Origin of the sequence: Pseudomonas migulae NBRC 103157, assembly GCF_002091715.1 — a bacterium.
GTDB lineage: Bacteria > Pseudomonadota > Gammaproteobacteria > Pseudomonadales > Pseudomonadaceae > Aquipseudomonas > Aquipseudomonas migulae_A.
Window position 1 is genome coordinate 64,876 of record NZ_BDAG01000016.1, and the last position, 25,356, is coordinate 90,231.

Sequence of the window (25,356 nt, forward strand, 5' to 3'; positions counted from 1 at the left end):
TTGACACCACAGACCCCATGCAAAACCCGCCAATGGCGGTTATTCTTGGCCCCGACTGCATACGCTTGAACGGGGAAACGCTCGCATGGACAAAGTCATCGTCATCACCGGCGGCAGCCGCGGCATCGGCGCCGCCACAGCCTTGTTGGCCGCCGCACAGGGCTATCGGATCTGCATCAACTATCAATCCGACGAAGAAGCGGCGCACCGTGTGCTCGAGCAAGTACGCGCCCTCGGTGCCCAGGCCATCGCGGTACGAGCCGACGTCAGCATCGAAGACGAAGTGATCGGGCTGTTCAACCGCGTTGACGCCGAACTGGGCCGGGTGACCGCACTGGTCAATAACGCCGGCACCGTCGGGCACAAATCCCGCGTCGACGAAATGTCCGAGTTCCGCATTCTCAAAACCCTCAAGACCAACGTCCTGGCGCCGATCCTCTGCGCCAAGCACGCCGTGCTGCGCATGTCGCCGAAACACGGCGGGCAGGGCGGCAGCATCGTCAACGTCTCTTCGGTCGCCTCGCGCCTGGGAGCGCCAAACGAGTACGTGGATTACGCGTCGTCCAAAGGCGCGCTCGACACGTTCACCATCGGCCTGTCCAAGGAAGTGGCGGGCGAAGGCATTCGGGTCAATGCCGTGCGCCCCGGTTACATCTACACCGATTTCCATGCGCTGAGCGGCGATCCGGACCGGGTCAGCAAACTGGAATCGGCGATCCCGATGGCGCGCGGGGGCCGACCGGATGAAGTGGCTGAGGCGATTGTGTGGTTGTTGTCGGATAAGGCGTCGTATGCGACGGGGACGTTCGTTGATCTCGGAGGTGGGCGCTGAATGGCTGTCTACTGTCATTGTTGACAGTAGACGTTGATCTCCGGCACGCCTAGATTGCGAGTGGCCTCTCCATCGTTGAGTGCCACGATTTGCACAGTTACACACCGTCAATAAGTGCCATTGAGCCACGCGGGTTGCCCGTTCGTGCGGTGGCTTATTATCGACGCGATGTGGGTGATCCTGTTGAAACGCGGGTCACGCACCAGCTTCACGATGCAGCGGGCCGGCTCTCTGAACAGCGGGATCCCCGGTTGTTTGCGTTGATGCCGTCGGGTGCTGCGGTGCCGGCGAACCTGTCTACTTTTTACAGCCTGTCAGGCCAGAGCCTGTGCAGTCACAGCGTCGATGCGGGCTGGCAGCTGAGTTTGTCCGGTGCCGCGGGGCAGGCGCTTGAGGCGTGGGATCAGCGGGGCTGGCATCGTCAGACCGAGCATGACTCGTTGCTGCGACCGGTGGCGATCTTCGAGCACTTTCCCGACGAGCCCGCGCGCTGTGCCGAGCGGATCACCTGGGGCGGTTCTTCGACGGACGATGCGCCGCACAATCGCTGCGGCCAACCGGTGCGACACGATGATCCGGCGGGGAGCCGGTTGCTGCCCGAGTATGGATTGTCGGGCGTGGTCCTCGCCGAAGTCCGTCGTTTCCTCGACAGCCTGGATCCGCCGGACTGGCCCCTCGCCGAGACTGAGCGCAACAGCTTGCTGGAGCCGGGTGACGGTGCGCGTGCTGCCTGGCACTTCGCGGCCACCGGTGAGGCGCTGAGCCAGACCGATGCCAAAGGCCATGTCCGACACTTCGCCCATGACCGGGCGGGGCAACTGCGCGAAGTCGGTCTGCAACGGGCCGGACAACCTGCCGCCGAAACGCTGGTCAGTGCCATCGAGTACAGCGCGCTCGGACAGATTCAGCACGAGCTCGCCGGCAACGGCATGCGCACCGTTTCCAGTTATGACCCGGCCGATGGACATCTGCTGTCGCTGGCCAATCAAGGCCCGGACGGTGCGTTTTTGCAAAACCTGAGCTACCGCTACGACCCGGCGGGCAACATCACCGAAATCACCGACGCCGCGTTACCGATCCAGTATTTCGCCAACCAGCGCATCGAACCGGTCCGCCGGTTCACCTACGACACGCTGTATCAATTGATCAAAGCCACCGGCTGGGAAACCGCCAAGCCCTCATTCGGCCCCGCATTGCCCGAGTGGCAAGCCTTCGGCCCGCCTGATGCCAGCCGTTGGCGCAACTACAGCGAAACCTATCACTACGATGCCGCCGGCAATCTGTTGGAACGCAATCATCTCGGCGCCGAGAACGACACCTTGACCATGCAGGTGGCGGCGCACAGCAATCGCAGCGTCAAAGATCGACCGGGTGCGGATCTGGAGGCGCTGTTCGATGCTCGCGGCAATCTGCTGGAGCTGCAACCGGGTCAGGCGTTGCAATGGAATGGTCGCAATGAATTGGCCCAGGTCACCCAAGTCACCCGGATCGTTGCCGCGAATGATTGGGAGCGCTACGTTTACGATGCTGAGGGCATGCGTCTGCGCAAATGGCGCAGCGCTGCAGCTAAATCCGTCATCCACACAGCCGAAGTGCGCTACCTGCCGGGTATCGAAGTGCACGTCAACACGGCATCTGGGGAGCAGCTGCAGGTCATTAGCGTTAAGGCAGGTCGCTGTTCGGTGCGCCTACTGTATTGGGACGGTCCCCCTCCTGATGGAGTGGTAAATGATCAGTTACGTTACTGCTTCGATGATCACCTGGGGTCGAGTGCCTTTGAGGTGGATGCCCAAGCGAAACCGATCAGCCAGGAAGTTTATTACCCCTTTGGTGGTACGGCATGGTTGGCCGGGCGGCACGTGGTGGAAACCAGTTACAAGACCATTCGTTATTCAGGCAAGGAGCGAGATGCGACGGGGCTTTATTACTACGGCGCGCGTTACTACGCGCCGTGGCTGCAGCGCTGGTTGAATTCGGATCCGGCAGGGGCTCTGGACGGGTTGAATTTCTATCGCTTTGTCAGGAACAACCCAATGAATTTTGTGGATAAGGAGGGATATCTTCCCGTTCTTAGATATTATTTTGATTTTGCATTTGAAAGCAGTAGTGGCATTCGTGATTTGATTCAGCAGCGCGGGGTTGAAAACATTAGAAAAGTTTCCCCTGATCTGGCCGAGAGATTGACAGACGCGATACAGGTGGGAAAAAACGATGTGGAACGCACTATAAGCGATTTCGGTAACCGAGTATTTGACAGCGAGAGGTTTGAACAGTATTTCGGTAGCAATGTTGATAATGAAATTGGCGAAGTAAAAAACCGCTTTCTGAAAATCTTGAAGCGTTTTGAAAAAATAGAAAACAAACCTGACAAGATTGTTTTGTTCGCAGATCAAAACGGTAAGTACAAACATACTATGGCAATGATTGGGGGGGCTGATCGGCGAAACAAGGTTTATGTGAACTTCGTGCACCGTGATATTCGGAATTTGTCAGATGTGGTTTTTACTTTAAAACATGAGTTGAGTCATCAGGATGATTCAGAAACCAGGACGATGGATTATTGGTATCTGGAACCAAGCGACGATGATTTTGCCAAAGCTACATTTCAGCACGGAGTACAAGACCCTGAAGAATCGAAACATTTCGCAAGGCTGATACAATCAGAAAGAATCGTGAAGGGCGGGGTGCTAGAACGCGACATCCCGATAGAAATTCAGGAGGGGTTTATTAAAGCAGCAGGCGGTGAAAATCTGAGTGAAGCGTTGAAAGTATTTAATCGCACGCCTGAGCTTAGATACAAAATGGCACGCAGAAATGCCGACACTATCGCAGCGTATGGTTCATTCCATAATTAATGGCAGTTTAGAAGTAGTGGTTGCCGATAATGATTGCACTCCTGCTATTACGTAGACGAATATTCGAAGGTGTTCAGAATGACCGCACAATCCGCCCCAACGTCTCCATCGCCTTCTCCGAAGCCTCATCCCAAGGGCTCCCATAATTTAACCGAATACAATTCCTGAACCGCTGCGCCGGCGAAAATATCGGCCCCGGCGCAATGCTGATCCCTTGCGCCAACGCCATCTGAAACAACTTCAACGAATCCATCTGCGCCGGAAGTTCCAGCCACAAAAAGTACCCGCCTGCTGGTTGGCTCACGCGAGTCTGCGCCGGAAAATACCGGGCAATCGCCGCGAGCATCGCACTCTGTTGCTCCTCCAACGCATAACGCAACTTGCGCAAATGCCGGTCATAGCCACCATGTTGCAGGTAATCGGCAATCGCCGCCTGAGCCGGCATCGACGCGCACAGCGAGGTCATCAGCTTCAACCGCTCAATCTTCTGCGCATAACGCCCGGCTGCCACCCAGCCAATGCGATAACCCGGCGCGAGGCTTTTGGCGAACGACCCGCAATGCATCACCAACCCTTCGGTATCGAACGCCTTGGCCGGTTTTGGCGCCTGTTGACCGTAATAGAGCTCGGCGTAGACATCATCTTCGATCAGCGGCACCTGGTGGGTGCGCAACAGCTCCACCAGTTCCTGTTTCTTCGCCTCGGGCATGGTCGCGCCCATGGGGTTCTGGAAACTGGTCATGCACCAACAGGCCTTGATCGGGTGGCGTTCCAGGGTTTGTGCGAGCACGCCGAGGTCGATGCCGTCGCGCGGGTGTACGGGGATTTCCACGGCCTTGAGTTTCAAGCGTTCGAGGATTTGCAGGCAGGCGTAGAACGCCGGGGCTTCGATGGCTACCAGGTCGCCGGGTTCGGTGACGGCTTGCAGGCACAGGTTCAGCGCTTCCAGTGCGCCGTTGGTGATCAGCAGTTCTTCCATGGGCAGCATCAGGCCGCCGACCATGTAGCGCAGGGCGATTTGTCGACGCAGTTGCGGGTTGCCCGGCGACATGTCGGTGACGACCATGCGCGGGTCCATGTCCCGGGCGGCACTGGCCAGGGAACGGGACAATCGTTGCAGGGGAAACAGGGTAGGGCTGGGGAACGCGGAACCGAACGGTACGGTGTTGGGGTCCTTGATTGAGTCGAGCACCGAGAACACCAGTTCGCTGACATCGACTTCGGTGGATTCGTTGACCTGGCTGCTGATCACCGGCTCCGAAAACGGGCTCGGTGCATGGGTGTTGACGAAATAACCGGAGCGCGGGCGGGCGCGGATCAGGCCACGACGTTCGAGCAGGTAGTAGGCCTGGAACACCGTGGACGGGCTGACGCCGTAGGTCTGGCTGGCGTAGCGCACCGACGGCACGCGCTGGCCGGGGCCAAGGACGCCGGAGCGGATCAGTTCAGCGATGTCATCGGCGAATTTTTCGTAGCGTTTCATCGAGTGCCCTGGGAGTACGGTATTCAGTGAAATTGGGGGGGCTTCTTCGCCAGCAAGCCGGCTCCTACAGGCCTGCGTGATTCCTGTAGGAGCCGGCTTGCTGGCGATGCAGTCTAAGGGATCAACGGTTCATCGGCGCAACAAACCGGCTATTCGCAACGCTATAAATCTCAGGCTCATCGCTGTCGACGATCTTGAAGCCGATGCTCTGCGAACTGCTGCTCGGCCGTTCCGTAGTCATCGCCACGGACACCGGCACGTCGACAATCTCGCCGGGCGCCAGGCTCAGTTCGGTCTTGCCTTGCAGCTGGAAGCCGTCGCCGTCTACCAGGGTCAAATGGTAGTCCTGTCGTTGCTGGGTCTTGTTGATGACCTTCAGGCTGTAGATGTTTTCGATCTGCCCCTGACTGTTCTCGCGGAACAGGCCACGGTCCTTGCTGACGTCCAGCGAGACCATCGGCCGCTCGACAAGGGCCAGGGCGAGGGCGCCGATCATCACCAGCAGCACCGCGGTGTAGCCGATCAATCGTGGTCGCAGCAGACGGGTTTTGCCACCTTGCAACTCGTGCTCCGAGGTGTAGCTGATCAGGCCACGGGCGTAGCCCATTTTGTCCATGATCGAATCACAGGCATCGATACACGCGGCGCACCCGATGCATTCCATTTGCAGGCCATCGCGAATGTCGATGCCGGTCGGGCACACCTGCACGCAGAGCTGGCAATCGATGCAATCGCCGAGGCCGACTTCGGCAGGTTGCACGTCACGTTTGCGCGGGCCACGGTTTTCGCCACGGGCGACGTCATAGGAGATGGTCAGGGTGTCTTTGTCGAACATCACGCTCTGGAACCGTGCATACGGGCACATGTGCATGCACACCGCCTCACGAAGCCAACCGGCGTTGATGTACGTGGCGCCGGTGAAGAACAGCACCCAGAACAGACTCACGCCGCCGATCTGCAAGGTCAGCAGTTCTTCGGCCAGCGGGCGGATCGGTGTGAAGTAGCCGACGAAGGTCAGGCCGGTCAGCAAACTGATCGCCAGCCACAAGGTGTGCTTGGCCGCGCGGCGCATCAATTTGTTCGGGCCCCAGGGCGCGGCTTGCAGTTTGATCCGCTGGTTGCGTTCACCTTCGGTGATCTTCTCGCACCACATGAAGATCCACGTCCAGGAGCTCTGTGGGCAGGTGTAGCCGCACCAGACGCGTCCGGCAAACACGGTGATCGCAAACAGGCCGAACGCCGCAATGATCAGCAGCGCCGACAGCAGGATGAAATCCTGGGGCCAGAAGGTCGCGCCGAAAATGTGGAATTTGCTTTCGGAAAGGTCCCAGAGCACCGCCTGGCGGCCGCCCCAGTTCAACCAGACCGTACCGAAGAACAGCAGGAACAGAAAACCCGCGCCGCTCATGCGCAAGGTGCGGAACAGACCGGTGAAGCTGCGAGTGTGGATCAGATTGTCGCTGGACTTGGCCTTCATCTTTGGACGCGAAGGCTCATAGCTGTGTACTAACGGGGCACTTTCTACGGTTCGGACGGGGATTCTTTCGCTCATGGTCTTTCGCTCATCAGCCTCCATCAGGCCGGGTCACTATGAGCGTCGATCTGTTTGCATAACAGACTCAGGTATCGCAATAAAAAGCGGATCAGATGAGCGCTGGTCCACTGCCTGCGACAACTTGATGCACCTGCCGCAACGGGACGCGATCGCCTATAACAGGCGCCCGCAGGGGGTGTTGATCCGGGTCAGTCAAATCACCGAATCACTGTCCGTGGCCTTCAAATGCCGGCGACCGTCCACCGCACCTGCTACGGTCAATGCATCGGCTTCTGCTTCGGTGATGTAGATGCGCTGACCTTCGAGATCCACCGCCGACATGGCTTTTTCGCCGTCAGTGACGATGGTGACGTCGGGACACAGGCGGATTTCCTCGCCGTTCTCGGTGGTGAAGAAGCAGGTCTGGTTTTCGATGCGCACAGTCATGGAGAGGTCCTTTTTTCTGCGGGTTCTACAGGGTTAGGGCACAACCGGCGGCCATCGTTCTGTGCAACCGATTAATGGTCGGCGCGGTCCATCCTCTATCGATCATTTACAGGGAATGCACCATGAACGCCTGGTGGCATGAAGTTTGGGTGACGCTGCAAGCGGAGTTCGCCGACATCGGCGACGCCTCACAACTGACACGCATAACCGTGAGACTGTTGATGGCCGCCGTGCTGGGCGGGATTCTCGGTTTCGAGCGCGAGCACAAGGGGAAGGCCGCCGGTGTGCGTACGCACATGCTGGTGGCGCTCGGTGCTGCGCTGTTTGTGCTGGTGCCGCAGATGTCCGGCTCACAGGCCGATGCCATGAGTCGGGTGGTGCAAGGGGTGATTGCGGGGATCGGCTTCCTCGGCGCCGGGACCATTCTGAAAAACCAGGAAGGCGATGAAGGTCATGTGAAAGGCCTGACCACCGCCGCCGGTTTGTGGATGACCGCGGCCATTGGTGTTTCGGCCGGATTGGGGCGTGAAGCGACGGCAGTGTTCAGTACGTTGCTGGCGCTGGCGATTTTCAGCGTGATGCCGAGGATCGTGAAGCTGCTCGATAAAGACAAAGACCCACTGCCGGATAAAGACAAAGATCACCTGTAGGAGCCGGCTTGCTGGCGATTGCGGTGGATCAGCCACCATCAATATCGCTGTTACACCGCAATCGCCAGCAAGCCGGCTCCTACAGATTCGGTTGTGTCATCAAACTCGATCGAATCTCCGGATTGGTTTGCGTCATTCAGGCACAACGATCACCGGCGGCATGGTTTCCGGCGGATCTTCCCGCGGTGGCGGGGTAGTACCCGGCGGCTCCTGCTCGGGCACTGGCGCAGGCTCGGTGGGTGGAATCGTCGGGCTGTCGATGTTCGGGTCGGGTGTTTCGGCCGGGATTGGAATACTCATCGTTGAAGCCTCCAGTGGCAGATGGCGCAAGTCGTGCTTAAGTGGATTGACCACTGCACACAGGAATTGATTCCACCGCAGATGTGGGCAAATCCACGTGAACTTTACCGGGGCCTGTCGCTCGGAACTTAAGTGAGTTCATTCCGGGGCCGATGGCCTTGCGTGAATGACGACCCCGCACAAGAGCGTCCTTGGGGCGTAAAGGAGAGATGCTCGATGACTGCCGAAAAACCGACAGAGCTGAACTACAACCCTCATCTGCCGCTGTCGCAGGCTCTACTGCTACCGCGTATCGCCATTGAAAACACCATGCCTACCCTCGATAACGGGCAGTTTGCCGTTAAAGCGGTGGTGGGCCAGGATGTGGTGGTCACGAGCAAGGTTTTCGCCGACGGGCACGACAAGCTGGCTGTTCGGGTTCGCTGGCGTGGTGCTGACGATGACACTTGGCAAAGCGAAGTTATGGGCGAGCTGGGCAATAACGGTTATCAAGGCCAGTTCCGCGTCGAGCGTCAGGGCCGTTATGTATTCTGCATCGAGGCCTGGATCGATCAGTTCGCCAGCTTCTGCTATGAGCTGGAGAAGAAACACGCGGCCAGAGTGCCCGTCAGCCTGGAACTGCAGGAAGGACGCAATCAGGTCCAGCAGGCTGCCGAGCGTAGCGAAGGGCAACTCAGCGAAGAGTTGTCGGCGTTGCACCACGAATTGTCCGGACTGCTCGAAACCGAGCAGGTGGCGCTGTTTCTGCACCAGCGTAGCGCCGATCTGATGGCTCAGGCCGATCACCGCGCCTATTTGAGCCTCAGCCCCGAGTATCCGCTGGACGTCGAACGTGAGATTGCGCAGTTCGCCAGTTGGTATGAGTTGTTCCCGCGCTCGATCACCGACGATCCGGCCCGCCACGGCACCTTTAACGACGTGCATTCGCGGCTGCCGATGATCCAGGACATGGGCTTCGACGTGCTGTACTTCCCGCCGATCCACCCGATCGGTCGCAGCTACCGCAAAGGCCCGAACAATTCCCTCACCGCCGGCCCTGACGATCCGGGCAGCCCGTATGCCATCGGCAGCGAAGAGGGCGGGCACGAGGCGATTCATCCGGAACTGGGCACCCGCGAAGACTTCCGTCGGCTGGTGGCCGCCGCCGCCGACCACGGCCTGGAAATCGCCCTCGACTTCGCCATCCAGTGTTCACAGGATCACCCGTGGCTCAAGCAGCACCCGGGCTGGTTCAACTGGCGGCCGGACGGCACGATCAAATACGCCGAGAACCCGCCGAAGAAATACCAGGACATCGTCAACGTCGATTTCTATGCCGTCGAAGCGATTCCCAGCCTCTGGATCGAACTGCGCGACATTGTGGTGGGTTGGGTCGAAGAGGGCGTGAAGATCTTTCGCGTCGATAACCCGCACACCAAGCCGTTGCCGTTCTGGCAGTGGCTGATCGCCGATGTGCGAGCGTTATACCCGGAAGTGATCTTCCTCGCCGAAGCGTTCACCACGCCGGCGATGATGGCTCGCCTGGGCAAGGTCGGTTATTCGCAGAGCTACACCTACTTCACCTGGCGCAACACAAAGTACGAACTCTCGACCTATTTCACCGAGCTCAACGAGTCGCCGTGGCGCGAATGCTATCGGCCGAACTTCTTCGTCAATACACCGGACATCAACCCGGCGTTTCTGCATGAGTCCGGGCGTGCCGGCTTTCTGATCCGCGCGGCCCTGGCAACCATGGGCTCGGGGTTGTGGGGCATGTATTCAGGTTTCGAACTCTGTGAAGCCGCACCGGTGCCAGGGAAGGAGGAATATCTCAACTCCGAGAAATACGAAATCCGCCCGAGGGACTTCAATGCCCCCGGCAACATCATCGCCGAGATCGCCCAGCTCAACCGTATTCGCCGGCAGAACCCGGCCTTGCACACGCATCTGGGCCTGAAGGTCTACAACGCCTGGAACGACAACATCCTGTATTTCGGCAAGCGCAGCGAGGATGGCAGCAACTTCATTCTGGTCGCCGTCAACCTCGATCCGCATAACGTTCAGGAAGCGAATTTCGAGTTGCCGCTGTGGGAAATGGGTTTGCCTGACGACGCCAGTACCCAGGGCGAAGACTTGATGAGCGGTCATCGCTGGACGTGGCACGGCAAGTACCAGTTCATGCGGATCGACCCGGCGCATCAGCCGTTCGGGATCTGGCGCATAACTGCCTAGACGCAAAACCTGTGGGAGCGGGCTTGCTCGCGAAGAGGCCATCACATTCAACATCAATGTTGGCAGATCGATCGCATTCGCGAGCAAGCCCGCTCCCACAGGTTTTTTCATCGCGCTTTAGGCAAGTGGCTATTTCGAATTCAACAGGAGTTTCAAATGGCGAAGAAACCCAAGGCTGCCACCTTTATCAAGGACCCGCTCTGGTACAAGGATGCAGTGATCTATCAGGTTCACGTTAAGTCTTTTTTCGACTCCAACAACGACGGAATCGGCGACTTTCCCGGTCTTATCGCCAAACTCGATTACATCGCCGATCTCGGTGTCAATACCATCTGGCTCCTGCCGTTCTACCCGTCGCCACGACGCGATGACGGCTACGACATTGCCGAATACCGTGGCGTGCATTCCGATTACGGCACCATGGCCGATGCCAGGCGCTTTATCTCTGAAGCCCACAAGCGTGGCTTGCGGGTCATCACCGAACTGGTCATCAACCACACCTCGGACCAGCACGCCTGGTTTCAACGGGCACGCAAAGCCAAACCCGGTTCGGCGGCGCGGGACTTTTACGTCTGGTCCGATGACGATCAAAAATACGATGGCACCCGCATCATCTTTCTCGACACCGAGAAATCCAACTGGACCTGGGACCCGGTCGCCGGCCAGTACTTCTGGCACCGTTTCTATTCGCACCAACCGGACCTGAATTTCGATAACCCGCAAGTGATGAAGGCCGTGCTGTCGGTGATGCGCTACTGGCTCGACATGGGCATCGACGGTTTGCGGCTGGATGCGATTCCGTACCTCATCGAGCGGGACGGCACCAACAACGAAAACCTGCCCGAGACCCACGACGTTCTCAAGCAGATCCGCGCTGAAATCGACGCCAATTACCCCGATCGCATGCTGCTCGCCGAGGCCAACCAATGGCCGGAAGATACGCAGCTGTATTTTGGTAAATCAGAGAGCGGGGACACCGACGCCAAAGGCCTCAACGGCGACGAATGCCACATGGCCTTCCACTTCCCGTTGATGCCGCGCATGTACATGGCGCTGGCCCAGGAAGACCGCTTCCCGATCACCGACATTCTGCGCCAGACCCCGGAGATCCCGGCCAACTGCCAGTGGGCGATTTTCCTGCGCAACCACGATGAGCTGACGCTGGAGATGGTCACCGACAAGGAGCGTGACTACCTGTGGAATTACTACGCGGCCGACCGTCGGGCGCGGATCAACCTGGGGATTCGCCGTCGTCTCGCACCATTGATGGAACGCGACCGTCGCCGTGTGGAATTGCTCAACAGCCTGCTGCTGTCGATGCCCGGCACGCCGACCCTGTATTACGGCGATGAAATCGGCATGGGCGACAACATCTACCTCGGTGACCGCGATGGCGTGCGCACGCCGATGCAATGGTCGATTGACCGTAACGGCGGCTTCTCCCGCGCCGATCCGGCGAGCCTGGTGCTGCCGCCGATCATGGACCCGCAATACGGTTACCTGTCGGTCAACGTCGAAACCCAGGCCGGTGACCCGCATTCGCTGCTCAACTGGACCCGCCGCATGCTCGCCGTGCGCAAGCAATCCAAGGCGTTCGGACGCGGCACACTGAAAATGCTGTCGCCGAGCAACCGGCGAATTCTGGCTTATACCCGAGAATTCACCGGTGCGGACGGCAAGCACGAAATTATCCTGTGCGTGGCCAACGTGTCGCGCAGCGCCCAAGCGGCAGAACTGGACCTGTCGGCCTACGTCGGCATGGTGCCGGTGGAGATGTTGGGCGGTAACGCGTTCCCGCCGATTGGCCAGTTGAATTTCCTCCTGACCCTGGCGCCTTACGGTTTTTACTGGTTCGGACTCGCAGCGGAGAATCAAATGCCTAGCTGGCACGTAGAACCGGCGCAAAGCCTGCCGGACTTCACCACTCTGGTGCTGAAAAAACGCATGGAAGAACTGCTCGAAGCGCCGTCACGCGGCACGCTGGAACAGGACATCCTGCCAAACTGGTTGCAAAACCGACGCTGGTTCGCCGGCAAGGACGCGACCATCGACAAGGTCAACTTGGCCTACGGCGTGCGCTTCGGTGATGCGCTGCACCCGGTGTTGTTGAGTGAAATCGAAGTCACGAGCGGCGGCCAGACCAGCCGCTATCAGCTGCCGTTCGGCTTCATTGCGGATGATCAGGTGGGCCCCGCGTTGCCACAGCAACTGGCGCTGTCTCGGGTGCGACGCGGTCCGCAGGTGGGTTTGATCACCGATGCTTTCAGTCTTGAACACTTCATCCGCGCAGTCTTGCAAGGCATGCAGGACAACACCGTGCTGCCTTCCGATGGCGGCGAGATTCGTTTCCAGCCGACTGCCGAGCTGGCCAGACTGGGCCTGACGGCTGAATCGGAAGTGCGTTACCTGTCGGCCGAACAGTCCAACAGCTCGGTGGTGATCGGCAGCAGCCTGGTGCTCAAACTGATCCGCAAGGTCGCCCCGGGCGTGCACCCGGAACTGGAAATGAGCGCGTACCTGACCGGTGCCGGCTTCGCCAATATTTCGCCGTTACTGGGGTCGGTGGTCCGCCGTGATGCCAAGGGCGAAGACAACCTGCTGATGATCGCCCAAGGCTATCTGAGCAATCAGGGCGATGCGTGGGAGTGGACGCAGAACAACCTCGAACGGGCACTGCGCGACGAACTCGCCGATGCCATGTCCGAGCAGGAGCAGCACTACAACGCCCTCGGCGAACTGCGAGACTTCGCTGGCATGCTCGGTCAGCGTCTGGGGGAAATGCATCAGGTGCTGGCCGCGCCGACGGACAATCCGGACTTCGCACCGCAAGTCACCTCGCAAAAAGATGCCCTGGCCTCGGCCAAGGATGTCGTCGCGCAACTGGAGCACGCGCTGAAGTTACTCAAGCAACATCAAAACGAACTGAACCCCGCGGACAAAACCCTGGTCACTCGTTTACTGGACAACAAAAAAGCCATCCTCAGTCACGTCCATGAATTGGGCAAAAAGGCGATCGGTGGTTTGCGTATCCGCGTCCATGGCGACTTGCACCTGGGACAAGTGCTGGTGATCAAGGGCGACGCTTACCTGATCGACTTTGAAGGTGAACCGGCGCGCCCACTGTCTGAACGGCGCGGCAAGCACAGCCCGTACAAGGACGTGAGCGGCGTCTTGCGCTCGTTCGACTACGCGGCGGCCATGGCGATCAACGTGAACAACGTTGATAACACCGCCGATGCCCGGGCAGCACGGCTGCGGGTCTCGGACCGCTATTTAAATGAAGCGAAACAGGCATTTGTCGACGCTTATCGGCTGGCGGCAGCTAGTCTTGCTCATGCGTGGCAAGATCCGGAAGGCGAGGACGCCGCGCTGGCGTTGTTCGGTCTGGAAAAAGCGGCGTATGAGGTGGCCTATGAAGCAGAAAATCGGCCTACCTGGCTGCCCGTGCCGTTGCACGGTTTATATGGATTATTGAGTGGGCTTAAACCCTTTTCCGATCTTGGTGGAGAGTAGTCATGAGTTTCTCGAACAAGGAACAGGGTCACGCTAAAGAGGCGTTACTGCCCAGATCGCGGGACATCGACGCGCTGGTACGCGCCCAGCATCAAGACCCCTTTGCAATTCTCGGTCCCCATGGCGACGATGCCGGTGGCCAATTCATTCGTGCCTATCTGCCTGACGCGCTGAGCGTGCAGGTGTTGGCCAAGGACTCCGGGGAAGAACTCGGCAGCCTTGAGGCCACCGAAACGCCGGGGCTGTTCGTCGGGCATTTCGATCGGGCGCAGCCGTATGTGCTGCGCACACGTTGGGCGGGCGGCGAACAGGTTTCCGAAGACCCTTACAGCTTCGGCCCGCTGCTCGGTGAAATGGATTTGTACCTGTTTGCCGAAGGCAATCACCGTGACTTGAGCAGTTGCCTGGGTGCGCAACTGAAAAACGTCGACGGTGTTGACGGCGTACGTTTCGCCGTGTGGGCACCGAACGCCAAACGGGTGTCGGTGGTGGGTGACTTCAATAACTGGGACGGCCGTCGGCACCCGATGCGCCTGCGTCACCCGACCGGCGTCTGGGAGTTGTTTATCCCGCGCCTGCAAGCGGGGGAAGCCTATAAGTACGAGATCCTTGGCGCCCACGGCATTCTGCCGCTCAAGGCCGATCCGATGGCGCTGGCCACGACACTGCCGCCGGACACTGCGTCGAAGGTCGCTTCACCGCTGAATATCGACTGGCAGGACCACGAGTGGATGCAGGCTCGCGTCGAGCGTTCAAAACCGAGCGCGCCGCTGTCGATCTACGAATTGCACGCCGGTTCGTGGCAATGCGAGCTGGACGATCTGGGCGAAGTGGCCCGCCAGTACACCTGGCATGAGCTGGGCGAACGGTTGATTCCGTACGTCAAGGAACTGGGGTTCACCCACATTGAACTGATGCCGATCATGGAACACCCGTTTGGCGGCTCGTGGGGCTATCAACTGCTTTCACAGTTTGCCCCGAGCGCCCGTTACGGTTCTCCGGATGATTTCGCGGCGTTCGTCAACGCCTGCCACTTGGCCGACATCGGCGTTATCCTCGATTGGGTCCCGGCGCATTTTCCGACCGATACCCACGGCCTGGCGCAATTCGACGGCACCGCGCTGTACGAATACGGCAACCCGCAGGAAGGCTTCCACCAGGATTGGGACACGCTGATCTACAACCTCGGCCGCACCGAAGTGCACGGCTACATGCTGGCCTCGGGTCTGCATTGGCTCAAGCATTTCCATGTCGACGGCCTGCGCGTCGATGCGGTGGCATCGATGCTGTACCGCGATTACTCGCGCAAGGCCGGCGAGTGGGTGCCGAACCGTCACGGCGGTCGGGAGAACCTTGAAGCGATCGACTTCCTGCGCCACCTCAACGACGTGGTCAACCTGGAAGCGCCCGGCGCGCTGGTGATCGCCGAAGAGTCCACGGCATGGCCCGGCGTCAGCCAGAGCACGCAACAAGGTGGCCTGGGTTTCGACTACAAATGGAACATGGGCTGGATGCACGATTCGCTGCATTACATCCAGCAAGACCCGGTGTACCGCGCCCATCACCACAACGAACTGAGTTTCGGCCTGGTGTATGCCTGGTCCGAGCGCTTTATCCTGCCGATCTCCCACGACGAAGTGGTCCATGGCAAACACTCGCTGATCGACAAAATGCCCGGTGATCGCTGGCAGAAATTCGCCAACCTGCGGGCGTACCTGAGCTTCATGTGGGCACATCCGGGCAAGAAGCTGTTGTTCATGGGGTGCGAATTTGGTCAGTGGCGCGAGTGGAACCACGATCAGCAGCTGGATTGGTACTTGCTGCAGTATTCGGAACACAAAGGCGTGCAGAAACTCGTCGGCGACCTGAACCGGTTGTACCGCGAAGAACCCGCCTTGCATGACCAGGACGACGCGCCGCAAGGATTCCAGTGGTTGATCGGCGATGACGCGATCAACAGCGTTTACGCGTTTATGCGCTGGAGCAAGGATGGGCGGCCGGTATTGATTGTCGCCAACTTTACGCCGGTGCCACGTGAGGGCTATCGCATTGGCGTGCCGATTGCCGGGCGGTGGACGGAGGTGATCAACAGCGATGCGGCGATGTATGCCGGGTCGAATTACGGGAACAGCGGCGGGGCATTTACCGAGGAGGAGGCGAGCCATGGGCAGGCGTTGTCGCTGGTGCTGAATTTGCCGCCGTTGGCGGTGTTGATGTTGCGGCCGGAGGGGTGATCAAGGGACATTGATTATCGGTAGCCCCTTTCCTACAGATACGGGTCTGTAAAAAAGGGGCTCACCTTGATGGCATCTGGATTATCGACGACTTGTTGTTGCTCCGGGATATCCGTTCGCTTTCCAGACTGTAATTATTGTAGTGGCTTCTTCGGCTCTTTTTTTAACGTCAGGCACTTGCTCTAGTTTGAGTTTGCCTGGGTGTATAAGTAATGCAAGTTGCTTGTATCGCAGGCTTCTACTGTTGTCGTCTTCGTCAGGAAAAATAGCGCGAATGTTATTCTTGTTATTGATAATCTCGATGGCGATATTGTATCCCTTGGAGATTTTTTCATCCGTTTGCGATGGCAGCATTTCAGGCATTATAAATGGACTTTCGGGTTTATGACTGTTGCGCGAATGGGACGCTTCAGGTCGACGGTTTGGTTCAGATTGCGGCCGTTCTGATTGTGCTCGTTGAGAGCTACTCGACCGACTACCCCCAGAAGGTTGGGGAGCGCTCCAGCCTGGTCCTTCAAATAAGTTGAAAGCAGGTGCCTTCCAGGCTACATAAGATCCACTAGTTGTTGAATTAAAGCCCAGTGCAGACCGGAAGAGTTCGTCAGCCATCCTGTAAATGTCTGGCCCTAGCCGTTCTTTTTCATTTTTCAGTTCTGCGCGCACTAAAAGTATTCTTGTTGCAAACTTTCCAAAGTGCTCGGGTTTTGATATCGATTTCGTCTTGTTTATTTTTCCGAGAATTTTCTGTATTTCTTTATTGTCTTTGATGGCGTTTGTTATTGATGTGGACTCCTTAAGTTCTTTTTTGAAGTTGTTTAGATCTTCATCGTTGTACCTTTCGCCTTTCTTGCCCAGTACATCCAGAAAGGTGGTGGGATTGTTGCTGACCATGCAGTAATAGTTGAGCCCGTAGATAGGTCCCGCGGGATCAGGATTGATCCAGCGTTGCAACCACGGTGCGTAATAACGGAGGCCGTAGCAATAAAGCCCCGTGGCATCCCGTTCCTTGCCCGAGTAACGGATGGTTTTGTATTTGGCTTCGGTTTCGTCGCGACCTGCCCACAGAGCAGTCCCGCCGAACGGGTAATACCATTCCTGGCTGATCAGGTCGGCGTTTTGATCCAGTTCCTGCATGCTGGATTTCAAGTGATCGTTGAGGGCGTAACGCACCTGATCCTGCTTCATTTCATCGGGTGGCGTCGGCACCCAATGCAGCACCTGCACACTGTTGCTGCCAGCACTGGCGGTGATGACGTGGAGGATTTCCCCGGTGCCGCTGTGGCTGCGGATTTCCAGGCCGCGCAGGTAACGCACCTCGCGAATGATCGTACGCGCGTTGGTTTGGGCGGAATGCACCTTGCGCACTCGTTGACCGCTGCCGTCGTAGATATAGCATTCGCAGTCATCTTGTTTATCTTCGCGCACGACGGGACAGACTTTCCTGAGTTGGTTGCGCAGGTCCCAACTTAGCCGCTGACCGGGTTGCAACTCCCACAGATTGCCGTTGGCATCGAACCCTGCGGCCAGTTCTGCCTCGGTCGGTGGGCGGTTGTCGCGCTCGGGCAAGCAGCGGTTGCTGTAGCGGGAACGGGTCAAGGTGCGGCTGTGGGCTTGCGCGCCGACATGCTCCAGATTCAGCAGATTGCCGCCGGCGCAGTAGTAGAAGGTTTGTGCGTAGTTGGCGATCTGGCCGGGATCGGGCGGCAAGGATTGAAAGTCGGGCAGGGCGGGGCCGCCGCGGCTGGTTTTGGCTTCGCAACCGGTGGCGTAAATCAGCTGGTAAAGCGTGTCGTAGCGGTAGGTTTTGATCGGCTCGATGCGCTGGTTGTTGAAGTAGCGGATCGGTTGCGCGGCATCCTCGATGCTCAGCACATTGCCCACGGCGTCGTAGAGATATTTGAGGATCTGCAGCGGCGTGCCATCGGCTTTGTGGGCGCTCAGTTCGGTCAGCCGGCCGTTGGCCTCGTCGTAATGGTGGCGGGTGATGACGCCGTTGCCGGCGGTTTCCGCTTCGATCTGGCCGGTGGCGTTGTAGTGGATAGCGCTGACCAGAACCTTCTCGGTTTGTCCATCACCGGCCAAGGTCAGGCGGGTGTTTTTCAGTTGCCCGGCGAGGGTGTAGGCGAAGGCTTGCACATTGCCGAACGCGTCCGTTTGGCGCAGGGGCTCGGCGGTGGCGGAGTAGGCGTAAGAAGTGGTCGCGCCATCCCCGGACTCGAGCAAGGCGTTTCGTTCTGTCATATCGACGGGCCAATCGGGCGGATCGATGCTGATCAAGAATTGCCGCGTCTGTTTCAGCACGCTGCCGAAGAGGCTCAAGTCGCGAACATGCACAGTGCCGGCCGGGTCATCGTGGCGAATCAACTGGCCACACAGATTGTGCGCGGCGTACTCCGCGCCAACCCCGGCGTAGGTAAATCGTTCGAGCGAGTGCTCGGCCACTTCCCGCCCGTATTCACGCACGGCCACCGGGTGCAGCAGTTCATCATACTCAGTCAGCGAATGGCTGCCGCGACCGTCCCAGCTTTCAACAAGTTGACCGGCTTCACCGTTCAACACAACACGCCATCCGGCATCGACGCTGCGGGTCGAAAGCGGAGCACCAGACAGGCTCACCACTTGGCTCAGGTTAAAAGGTGCCAATACATCGGTATGAGCCAGATCAAACAGATATGGATCACGACTGCCCACCAACCGGCCCGCCGCGTCGAACCGTTGATGGGTCACTCGCGTATCAACAGGATCAGCAGCCTCCCGCCGATGAAACTGCACCGTCCTGACCAGCAACCCTCGCGCATCCGACACCCGAAGGGTCGGTGTGTCGGCATGCGCGTGTGTCGAAGTCGCTGTCGGCATCCCTGCGGGTCCTGATCAAAGTGAACTGTTCTTCACAATGCACGACCTCCACAAGCCTGCCTACTGTAAGAAGTAACAGGTAGAACAGGTTTTTCACCACCGCATCCGCACACCCAGACTGCCAATCAACCCATTCAAATCATTGTCATCCACATCACTGCTGTAATCGGCGCTGAAGTACAGACTCACGGCGGGCGTGACCCTGGCCACCAGACCCAACCCCACTTCGACGGTGGATGAGTAGCGGCTGCTGCTGATCTTGTCGACCTGATCGAGGGTCACGGTATTGCCGGTGTACACCGTGTGCCACAAGTTGGTCCGCACATACGGTTCAACCGCGAGGCCGTTGATGTCGTAACTACCTTTCAATCGCGCACCGACCCGGCCGCTCCAGGAGGACAGGTCGCTGGACGACGCATTGCCCGAACCTGCGTACGGCGTGTCCAGTGTGATTCGCTGGTTGATCAACTGCGCCTGGGGCTCGACGACCCAGTTGTCGCTCAGACCAATCGGAAAGCCGCCTTCCACCGAGAAGGTGACTGCGCTGCCTTCGGTGACTTGCCGGGCGCCTTGTTCGGTGCGGCTGATGCCGTTGACCCGACCTCCGCTGGCCGTCAAATCCACGTGCCAGCCTTGGGGGCCGGTCAGGCTGTAGTAGGCGCCGAGGCTCTGGCCTTGCAGGTTAAGCGTGTCAGTGTTGGGGGCGGCGAGGGCGCGACTGGTCAGCAGGCCGTTGCCGTTACTCTGGAACTGACTGGTGCCGCCGATCAGACCGAACTGCTGGGTATGGCCGCTGCCACTTTGCAGGGTCAGGATCGCCGGGCCTTTGAGTTGATTGGCGCCAGGCAGCGTGAAGCCATGGGACTGGTAATCGGTTAGAGCTTGACGCGACGCCTGTCCATAAAGCTGATCCCAGGCCGACGGCGCAGCGTCTTCGACGGTCAGGTGTGAACTTCGCAAATCAGGATTGGCGCTGAAGCGGCCGGGGTAGGTTGCTGCGAGCGCGGGCAAGGTAAGCGCCGGAATCTCCTGGTCATACCAGGGGGGTGTTTCTTCCTCGGCAGGTGAGGCCTGCACTTCCATGGATGAGCACAGCAGGAGTGAACTCGAGACAGTGCAAAAAGTGACTTTGATCTCTTGTGGGGTGAATGAAGTTTTCATGGAGGTCTACCTTGCAGTCGCATGCGGCATCTCGCTCTGGCGTCTCTCCTACCCCGAATGAGGGGCGACCGAATGGAGTGGGGCAAGCCTTGGCCCGCCCGTTTTCACGGGTGTCTGATGGTTTGCCTCAGGTGTTACTTCCGGGGGTAGTACGGTGAAGCTAAGAAGACTCAAAGCTCCGCGTCAAGAAAATGAACGATGAGCGGTATGGCTAATTTAGCCGATGCAACTAATTGTTTTTTAGTACTTATCTAAGTTCTTGTTTGTACGAAAAATCATCATGGGAACCGTGATCCAGAGGCTTTTTGGCAACCGACAATCGGTAAGTGAACCTGATTGGCCGACAGGACAGCCAATCAAATCCCCACCCGGATTACTGTCAATAATGCTTGAGAAAATGAGGGCGCTAGAAGGTGGCGCTATAAATGCACTTCAACCGCCAACGGCAAATGATCCGACAAATGCGTCCATGGCCTGCTTCCCAATATCCGCGGGTCGTGGCTGCTGGCATTGCGCAGATAAACCCGGTCCAGGCGCAGCAACGGAAACCGCGCCGGATAGGTTTTGGCAGGACGACCATGGTGGCGTTCGAAGACTTCGTGCAGGTAATCGCGACGGGCGAGGGCGGTGTTGCCTTGTAGCTGCCAGTCGTTGAAGTCGCCGGCGATGATCACCGGGGCATGGTCGGGCAATGACTCCAGCAGCTGGCAGAGCAATTCGAGCTGCAATTGGCGATGGCTTTCCAGCAAGCTCAGGTGCACGCAGATGGCATGGACTTCGGCGTGTCCCGGCACGTCCAGCACGCAATGCAACAGTCCGCGACGCTCGGGCCCGGTGATCGAGACGTCGAGGTTGCGGTATTCGCGGATCGGATATTTTGACAGCAGTGCATTGCCGTGGTGGCCATCAGGGTAGACCGCGTTGCGCCCGTAGGCGAAATCGCTCCACATGCTGTCGGCCAGAAACTCGTATTGCGAGGTCTGCGGCCAATTATTGAAACGGGAAGAATGCCGCTCGTGTTCGCCGACGACTTCCTGCAGGAACACCAGATCTGCCGAGGTACTGCGTACCGCCTCACGCAGCTCCGGGAGTATGAAGCGTCGGTTGAGTGCGGTGAAGCCCTTGTGGGTGTTGACGGTCAGCACCCGAAGTCGATGAATCGCCGGGGGCGTGTTCAATGGCACCGAGTCGACGGATTGCCGTTTGGAGTCATCGCTCACTTTCACTCCTCTGAATCAGGGTTGCTTATGTATGCGACTGATGTGGCGGCAGGCAGTTCAGTACGAATGTACGCCCCATTCCCTGTGGGAGCGGGCTTGCTCGCGAATGCGATAGATCAGTCGGCATCAATGTTCGATGACAGACCGCTTTCGCGAGCAAGCCCGCTCCCATATTGGATAGGTGTAGTTCAGACGAATACGATTTCATACGGCAACCGCATACGCTCAAGCAGCACCGGTGGCAGCAGCGGGGCGATACCGATGGCCGGCTCACCATCGAGCTGACTGGCATAAGCGTGGGTGGCGTGGCTTTTGCGCGCGACGGACCACGTATCGAGACGAACCTTGCGGGCGCGATGCCAAGGGATCAATCCACTGTCACGCAACGGCCAGTGCCAGGCCCAGACGGGCATTTCGTTGAACGCGGCGCCGACCGAGGCCGCAGCTTTAGCGCTGGCACGACCGACGGCTTCATGGTCGATATTGCCGTCCTCGCACCAGGTGGTGAACACCACATCGCCAGGCCGCAGATAGCGAGCGATGAACTGGGTCAATTGAAGCTCGCGCTCGGCCAGGGCGTTGTCGGTAAAACCGCCGCGAATCCACTTCAGGCTGTGCATCGGCAACCCGAGCCGGCGCAAGGCTTCGACGCTTTCCTGGGGGCGAAACACACTGAGGCGCTTCTCTGACCATTGCTGCGACCCCGGATGACTGGCGCTGCCGTCGGTGATCGAGATCAATTGGAGGGGATGGCCAAGGGCACTGAGTAATTGCAGCAGACCGCCGCAGGTCACCACTTCGTCACCGGGATGCGGCGCGATCACCACGGCGCGCCCGCCAGCGGGGACCAGGGTCTGCGTATTGATGACCGGAACATTGTCCAGCTGAAGAGCGCTATTCCAGATCTGCGCTGAAGGGCTGCTGTCGCTGATGGAAACGGATTTCATCGGGCTACGTCCTTGTTCTGGTTGATAGCAGAGTGCCGCGTTCCGAACCCTGGATTGCAGCGAGCAGAGTATTGCTCAAGTACGGCTATTCGTCGCGTCGATGTTCGATCTGATTTTTATCCGGCCTGTACGAGTTCGCGCAAGTAATCACCGAAGCCGCCCCGGGCCCGACTGTCCAGGCGCGCACTGGTGAGCACCTGAGGACGCTGGCTCCAGGCAATCGTCGCGCCGCAGCGTTCGAGTTGCCGCACCAGTTGCACGTCTTCATCGCTCGCCAGGGGTTCGAAACCGCCTGCGCGCCGGTAAGCGTCGGCGCTGATCCCGAGATTGGCGCCGTGAATATGTCGATGTCCCTCACGGTTCTGATAGTGCTGGTGATACTGAATCTGTGCCGACTCACTGAACGATTCGTCCCAGGTTTCCACGGTGACCGTGCCACACACAGCATCCACCTCCAGCGACAGTTGCGCCACCAGCCAGTCGTGAGCCACGCGACTGTCGGCGTCGGAGCAGGAAATCCAGCGCACCCCGCGCTCCAGCAGAAACCGCGCACCCGCAGCGCGGGCCTGGCCAACATTGCGTGCGTTGATTTCCAGGCAGTGCACCGGGTAACTGCCGACGATGTCGGACGATCGATCCGTGCAACTGTCGAGCACCACCAGAACGACGACTGTCTCACCGCCCAACAGCTCATGTTGCGCGGCTCGCAGCGCAGCTTGCAGACAGTCTTCGAGCAGGTCTTCCTCGTTATGCGCCGGGATCAGGATGCCGATCATCGCAAGCCCTCCAGCTTCGCCACCGAGCGCGGTTCGCGGCTCCAGAGTTCCAACAGGAAATCGGCTTCCTGATGCAGGACCAGGCGCGGCAGGTGAAGATGCTCGTGCAACAGGTCATGAACCTGTCGGGCGTTAAGCGGGCAGCCATCGATCGGCGGACGCCAGTGGCAGGCCAGCAATTGGCCGTCGGCGGTCAGTGACTGTGCCGCGTGCTCGATGAGTTGTTCGAGATCACCGGCGTCCAGGTAGTAACCGACTTCACTGAGCACGATCAGGTCGAACTGTTCGTTCGGCCAGTCGCCGGGCAAGCGGCTTTGGCGGACTTCGGCGTGGTCGAACAGACTCAGGCGCGTTCTGGCCAGCGTCACGGCAGCGGCTGCGGTGTCGCAGCACAACAGGCGATCGCAGCGAGCGGCCAGCTCGGCACTCAACTCCCCGTTGGCGCAACCGGGTTCGAAGATGGAGCGGTAGCGGGGGCGGGGCAACGTAGCGAGGGTGATCGCGCGTTTGCGCTGTTCGTACCAGCGCTGACGAAACGCCCAGGGGTCGTCGCTGCCGGCAAACAACCCGTCGAAGTAGCGATCCTCGACACTCATAGAAACACCACCTCAAACGGTTGCAGTAATCGATCAAGCACATACGGCGCCAGCACCGGCGGCAAGCCAATGTTTGGGTCGCCCTCCAATTGACTGGCAAAGGCATGAATGGCATGACGCTTGCGCGCGACCAGCGGCGGGGCCAGCAGGATTTTCCGTGCTCGCTGCCAGGGCACCAGGCTGTCTTCAGGGGTTGCCCAATGCCACGTCCAGACGGGCAGTTCATGCACCGTTGCGCCGACACGTTTCGCCGCCGCGGCACTGGCGCGCCCAACCGCTTCATGGTCGCAATGGCCGTCCTCGCGCCACGTGGTGAAAACCACGTCGGTGGGGCGCAGGTGACGTTCGATGAATTCCACCAATTGCGTTTCCCGCGCCGCGACCTGACTGTCGGCGAACCCGCCGCGCAACCATTTGAGGCTGTGCAACGGCAGGCCGAGTCGACGCAACGCTTCAACGGATTCTTGCGGACGGACCGCACACAAGCGCTCGACCGGCCAGCGCCGGGAGCCGGGATGGCTCGCGCTGCCGTCGGTGACCGAAATCAATTGCAACGGCCGTTCCGCGGCGGCGAGCAACTGCAGGAAACCGCCGCAGCCAAGCACTTCGTCGTCAGGGTGCGGGGCGATGACCACGGCCCGGGAACCTTCGGGCACCAGGTCGAGGATGTCGATCACTGGCATTTGCGCCAGGTGGCTGGAGGTTTGCCACAGGTGCAAGGGCGTGCCCTGACCGACGATGGGATTGGTTTTCATAACGTCCATGTTCCATTGATGACGTGCTGGCCGAGCGCGGCGAGGTCGCGTTCGGCGTGGCTTTGACGCAGGAACACTGGCAGGTCGGCAATCAGTCGGGCGAACTGCCGATCCTTGCAGTAAGGACCGGCGCCGACGGCGTGGCCGACGTGCAGGATCACCTGTTCGACGGCATTTTCCACCACCGCCCGGGCGCGACGAGCGAGGCGTTCGGCGTCTTCCTGTGGCGCGGCATCGAGGCTCAATGCGCTGAATCGCAACACTGTTGCCGCGGCATGCAGCGCGCTGTCGACTGCACCAAGGTGGGCGAGGGCGTGGGGTTCTTCGCGATGGCCGCAGTGCCTGCGCAGACGTTCGGCCAGACTCTGCGCCGCGCCGTACCAACACGCCGCAATGCCGATTCCGCCTTGCCAGAAGCCAGGGCGTTGCAGGTAGTCGCCGGGGTTGCCGATGGCCTGGGCTTCGGCACCGTCGAACAGCACTTCAACGCTGCCGGTGGCGCCCATGCCCACCGCTTGCCAGCCTTGATCGGTGAGGGTCACGCCGGGTTGATCCAGCGCCACCGCCACCAATTGCTGGCGGTCCTGTTGATCCCACGTCGTCAGCAACGCGTGGCTCAATACCGTCGCGCCTGAACACCAGGCCTTACGCCCGTTCAGTGCAACCATCTGGCCTTGAGGGGTGACCCGCACCCGCGCATCCGGCGGCTCGGCGGCCCACATTCCCCAGGTGCTGGAAGGTGTGGGCGAACCGCCGAGTTGCTGAATGATCGCAAGAGCATCGGTATGACCCTCGTACAACTTGCACAACCCCAGATCATGCCCGCCGACCTCGGCCAGACGCTGAAAGCGTTCCAGCGTCCGGCCGCTGCCGGGCAGCGGAAGCTGATCAAGACCGGCCTCGACCAGCTCCCGCAAGCACCGGCCTAACGCCCGTGTATCGGTGTAGTCCGCTGACTGTCGATGGAGAAAAGCCTGTAGGTCCAT

General features: G+C 59.3%; 18 protein-coding genes. 6 read left to right on the forward strand and 12 right to left on the reverse strand.

Annotated elements, in window-relative coordinates; all coding sequences use genetic code 11:
* Positions 1 to 85: 85 nt before the first annotated feature.
* On the forward strand, positions 86 to 832 hold the full coding sequence (locus PMI01S_RS14360; RefSeq protein ID WP_017338488.1) for an SDR family oxidoreductase: 747 nt from the start codon (positions 86 to 88) through the stop codon (positions 830 to 832).
* Between the two features lie 134 nt (positions 833 to 966).
* Positions 967 to 3,687, forward strand: coding sequence for an RHS repeat-associated core domain-containing protein (locus tag PMI01S_RS14365; protein ID WP_235864425.1), 2,721 nt, complete (start codon positions 967 to 969; stop codon positions 3,685 to 3,687).
* Between the two features lie 73 nt (positions 3,688 to 3,760).
* Here PMI01S_RS14365 and mapR read toward each other — a convergent pair whose 3' ends face one another.
* The 3 genes from mapR to PMI01S_RS14380 form a co-directional block, all read right to left on the reverse strand.
* Positions 3,761 to 5,170 carry a GntR family transcriptional regulator MpaR gene (gene mapR, locus PMI01S_RS14370; protein WP_084320663.1) on the reverse strand — a complete coding sequence of 470 codons (1,410 nt, stop codon included), beginning with the start codon at positions 5,168 to 5,170 and terminating at the stop codon, positions 3,761 to 3,763.
* A gap of 121 nt (positions 5,171 to 5,291) precedes the next feature.
* Entirely contained in the window at positions 5,292 to 6,722 is a 1,431-nt protein-coding gene (gene ccoG / locus PMI01S_RS14375) for a cytochrome c oxidase accessory protein CcoG (RefSeq protein WP_084320664.1), read from the reverse strand.
* Between the two features lie 195 nt (positions 6,723 to 6,917).
* Entirely contained in the window at positions 6,918 to 7,151 is a 234-nt protein-coding gene (locus PMI01S_RS14380) for a DUF3203 family protein (protein ID WP_084320665.1), read from the reverse strand.
* Between the two features lie 122 nt (positions 7,152 to 7,273).
* Between PMI01S_RS14380 and PMI01S_RS14385 the strand changes: the two genes are divergently transcribed.
* Positions 7,274 to 7,801, forward strand: coding sequence for an MgtC/SapB family protein (locus PMI01S_RS14385; RefSeq protein WP_084320666.1), 528 nt, complete (start codon positions 7,274 to 7,276; stop codon positions 7,799 to 7,801).
* Positions 7,802 to 7,933: 132 nt separating this feature from the next.
* On the opposite strand, the gene PMI01S_RS31700 is transcribed toward PMI01S_RS14385, so the two are convergent.
* Complete coding sequence (locus PMI01S_RS31700) at positions 7,934 to 8,101, reverse strand: hypothetical protein (protein ID WP_167362929.1); 168 nt, start codon at positions 8,099 to 8,101, stop codon at positions 7,934 to 7,936.
* 216 nt (positions 8,102 to 8,317) lie between these two features.
* Here PMI01S_RS31700 and PMI01S_RS14390 point away from each other — a divergent pair, with 216 nt between their 5' ends.
* From PMI01S_RS14390 to glgB, 3 genes are all read left to right on the forward strand, one after another.
* Positions 8,318 to 10,312, forward strand: coding sequence for an alpha-1,4-glucan--maltose-1-phosphate maltosyltransferase (locus PMI01S_RS14390; RefSeq protein ID WP_084320667.1), 1,995 nt, complete (start codon positions 8,318 to 8,320; stop codon positions 10,310 to 10,312).
* A gap of 156 nt (positions 10,313 to 10,468) precedes the next feature.
* On the forward strand, positions 10,469 to 13,825 hold the full coding sequence (treS, locus tag PMI01S_RS14395) for a maltose alpha-D-glucosyltransferase (RefSeq protein ID WP_084320668.1): 3,357 nt from the start codon (positions 10,469 to 10,471) through the stop codon (positions 13,823 to 13,825).
* A 2-nt stretch (positions 13,826 to 13,827) separates the two neighbouring features.
* Positions 13,828 to 16,059 (forward strand): 1,4-alpha-glucan branching protein GlgB, encoded by a 2,232-nt coding sequence (gene glgB, locus PMI01S_RS14400; RefSeq protein ID WP_084320669.1) that lies wholly within the window; start codon positions 13,828 to 13,830, stop codon positions 16,057 to 16,059.
* Between the two features lie 81 nt (positions 16,060 to 16,140).
* Here glgB and PMI01S_RS14405 read toward each other — a convergent pair whose 3' ends face one another.
* From PMI01S_RS14405 to PMI01S_RS14440, 8 genes are all read right to left on the reverse strand, one after another.
* On the reverse strand, positions 16,141 to 18,915 hold the full coding sequence (locus tag PMI01S_RS14405; protein WP_084320670.1) for an RHS repeat domain-containing protein: 2,775 nt from the start codon (positions 18,913 to 18,915) through the stop codon (positions 16,141 to 16,143).
* 93 nt (positions 18,916 to 19,008) lie between these two features.
* Positions 19,009 to 20,076, reverse strand: a complete 1,068-nt coding sequence (locus tag PMI01S_RS14410; protein WP_084320671.1) for an autotransporter outer membrane beta-barrel domain-containing protein — start codon at positions 20,074 to 20,076, stop codon at positions 19,009 to 19,011.
* Positions 20,077 to 20,495: 419 nt separating this feature from the next.
* On the reverse strand, positions 20,496 to 21,296 hold the full coding sequence (locus tag PMI01S_RS14415) for an endonuclease/exonuclease/phosphatase family protein (protein ID WP_084320672.1): 801 nt from the start codon (positions 21,294 to 21,296) through the stop codon (positions 20,496 to 20,498).
* A 188-nt stretch (positions 21,297 to 21,484) separates the two neighbouring features.
* Positions 21,485 to 22,243: a PIG-L deacetylase family protein gene (locus tag PMI01S_RS14420; RefSeq protein WP_084320673.1), complete on the reverse strand. Its 759-nt coding sequence runs from the start codon at positions 22,241 to 22,243 to the stop codon at positions 21,485 to 21,487.
* Between the two features lie 116 nt (positions 22,244 to 22,359).
* Complete coding sequence (locus tag PMI01S_RS14425; RefSeq protein ID WP_084320674.1) at positions 22,360 to 23,019, reverse strand: glycosyltransferase family 2 protein; 660 nt, start codon at positions 23,017 to 23,019, stop codon at positions 22,360 to 22,362.
* A complete protein-coding gene (locus PMI01S_RS14430) occupies positions 23,016 to 23,615 on the reverse strand; it encodes a class I SAM-dependent DNA methyltransferase (protein WP_084320675.1) in 600 nt (199 codons plus the stop codon). Before PMI01S_RS14430 ends, PMI01S_RS14425 begins: the two co-directional genes overlap by 4 nt.
* On the reverse strand, positions 23,612 to 24,370 hold the full coding sequence (locus PMI01S_RS14435) for a PIG-L deacetylase family protein (RefSeq protein ID WP_084320676.1): 759 nt from the start codon (positions 24,368 to 24,370) through the stop codon (positions 23,612 to 23,614). The genes PMI01S_RS14430 and PMI01S_RS14435 overlap by 4 nt, the downstream gene beginning before the upstream one ends.
* The gene (locus PMI01S_RS14440; RefSeq protein WP_084320677.1) at positions 24,367 to 25,356 is read right to left on the reverse strand and encodes an acyl-CoA dehydrogenase family protein; all 990 of its coding nucleotides are present in this window, start codon (positions 25,354 to 25,356) and stop codon (positions 24,367 to 24,369) included. The genes PMI01S_RS14435 and PMI01S_RS14440 overlap by 4 nt, the downstream gene beginning before the upstream one ends.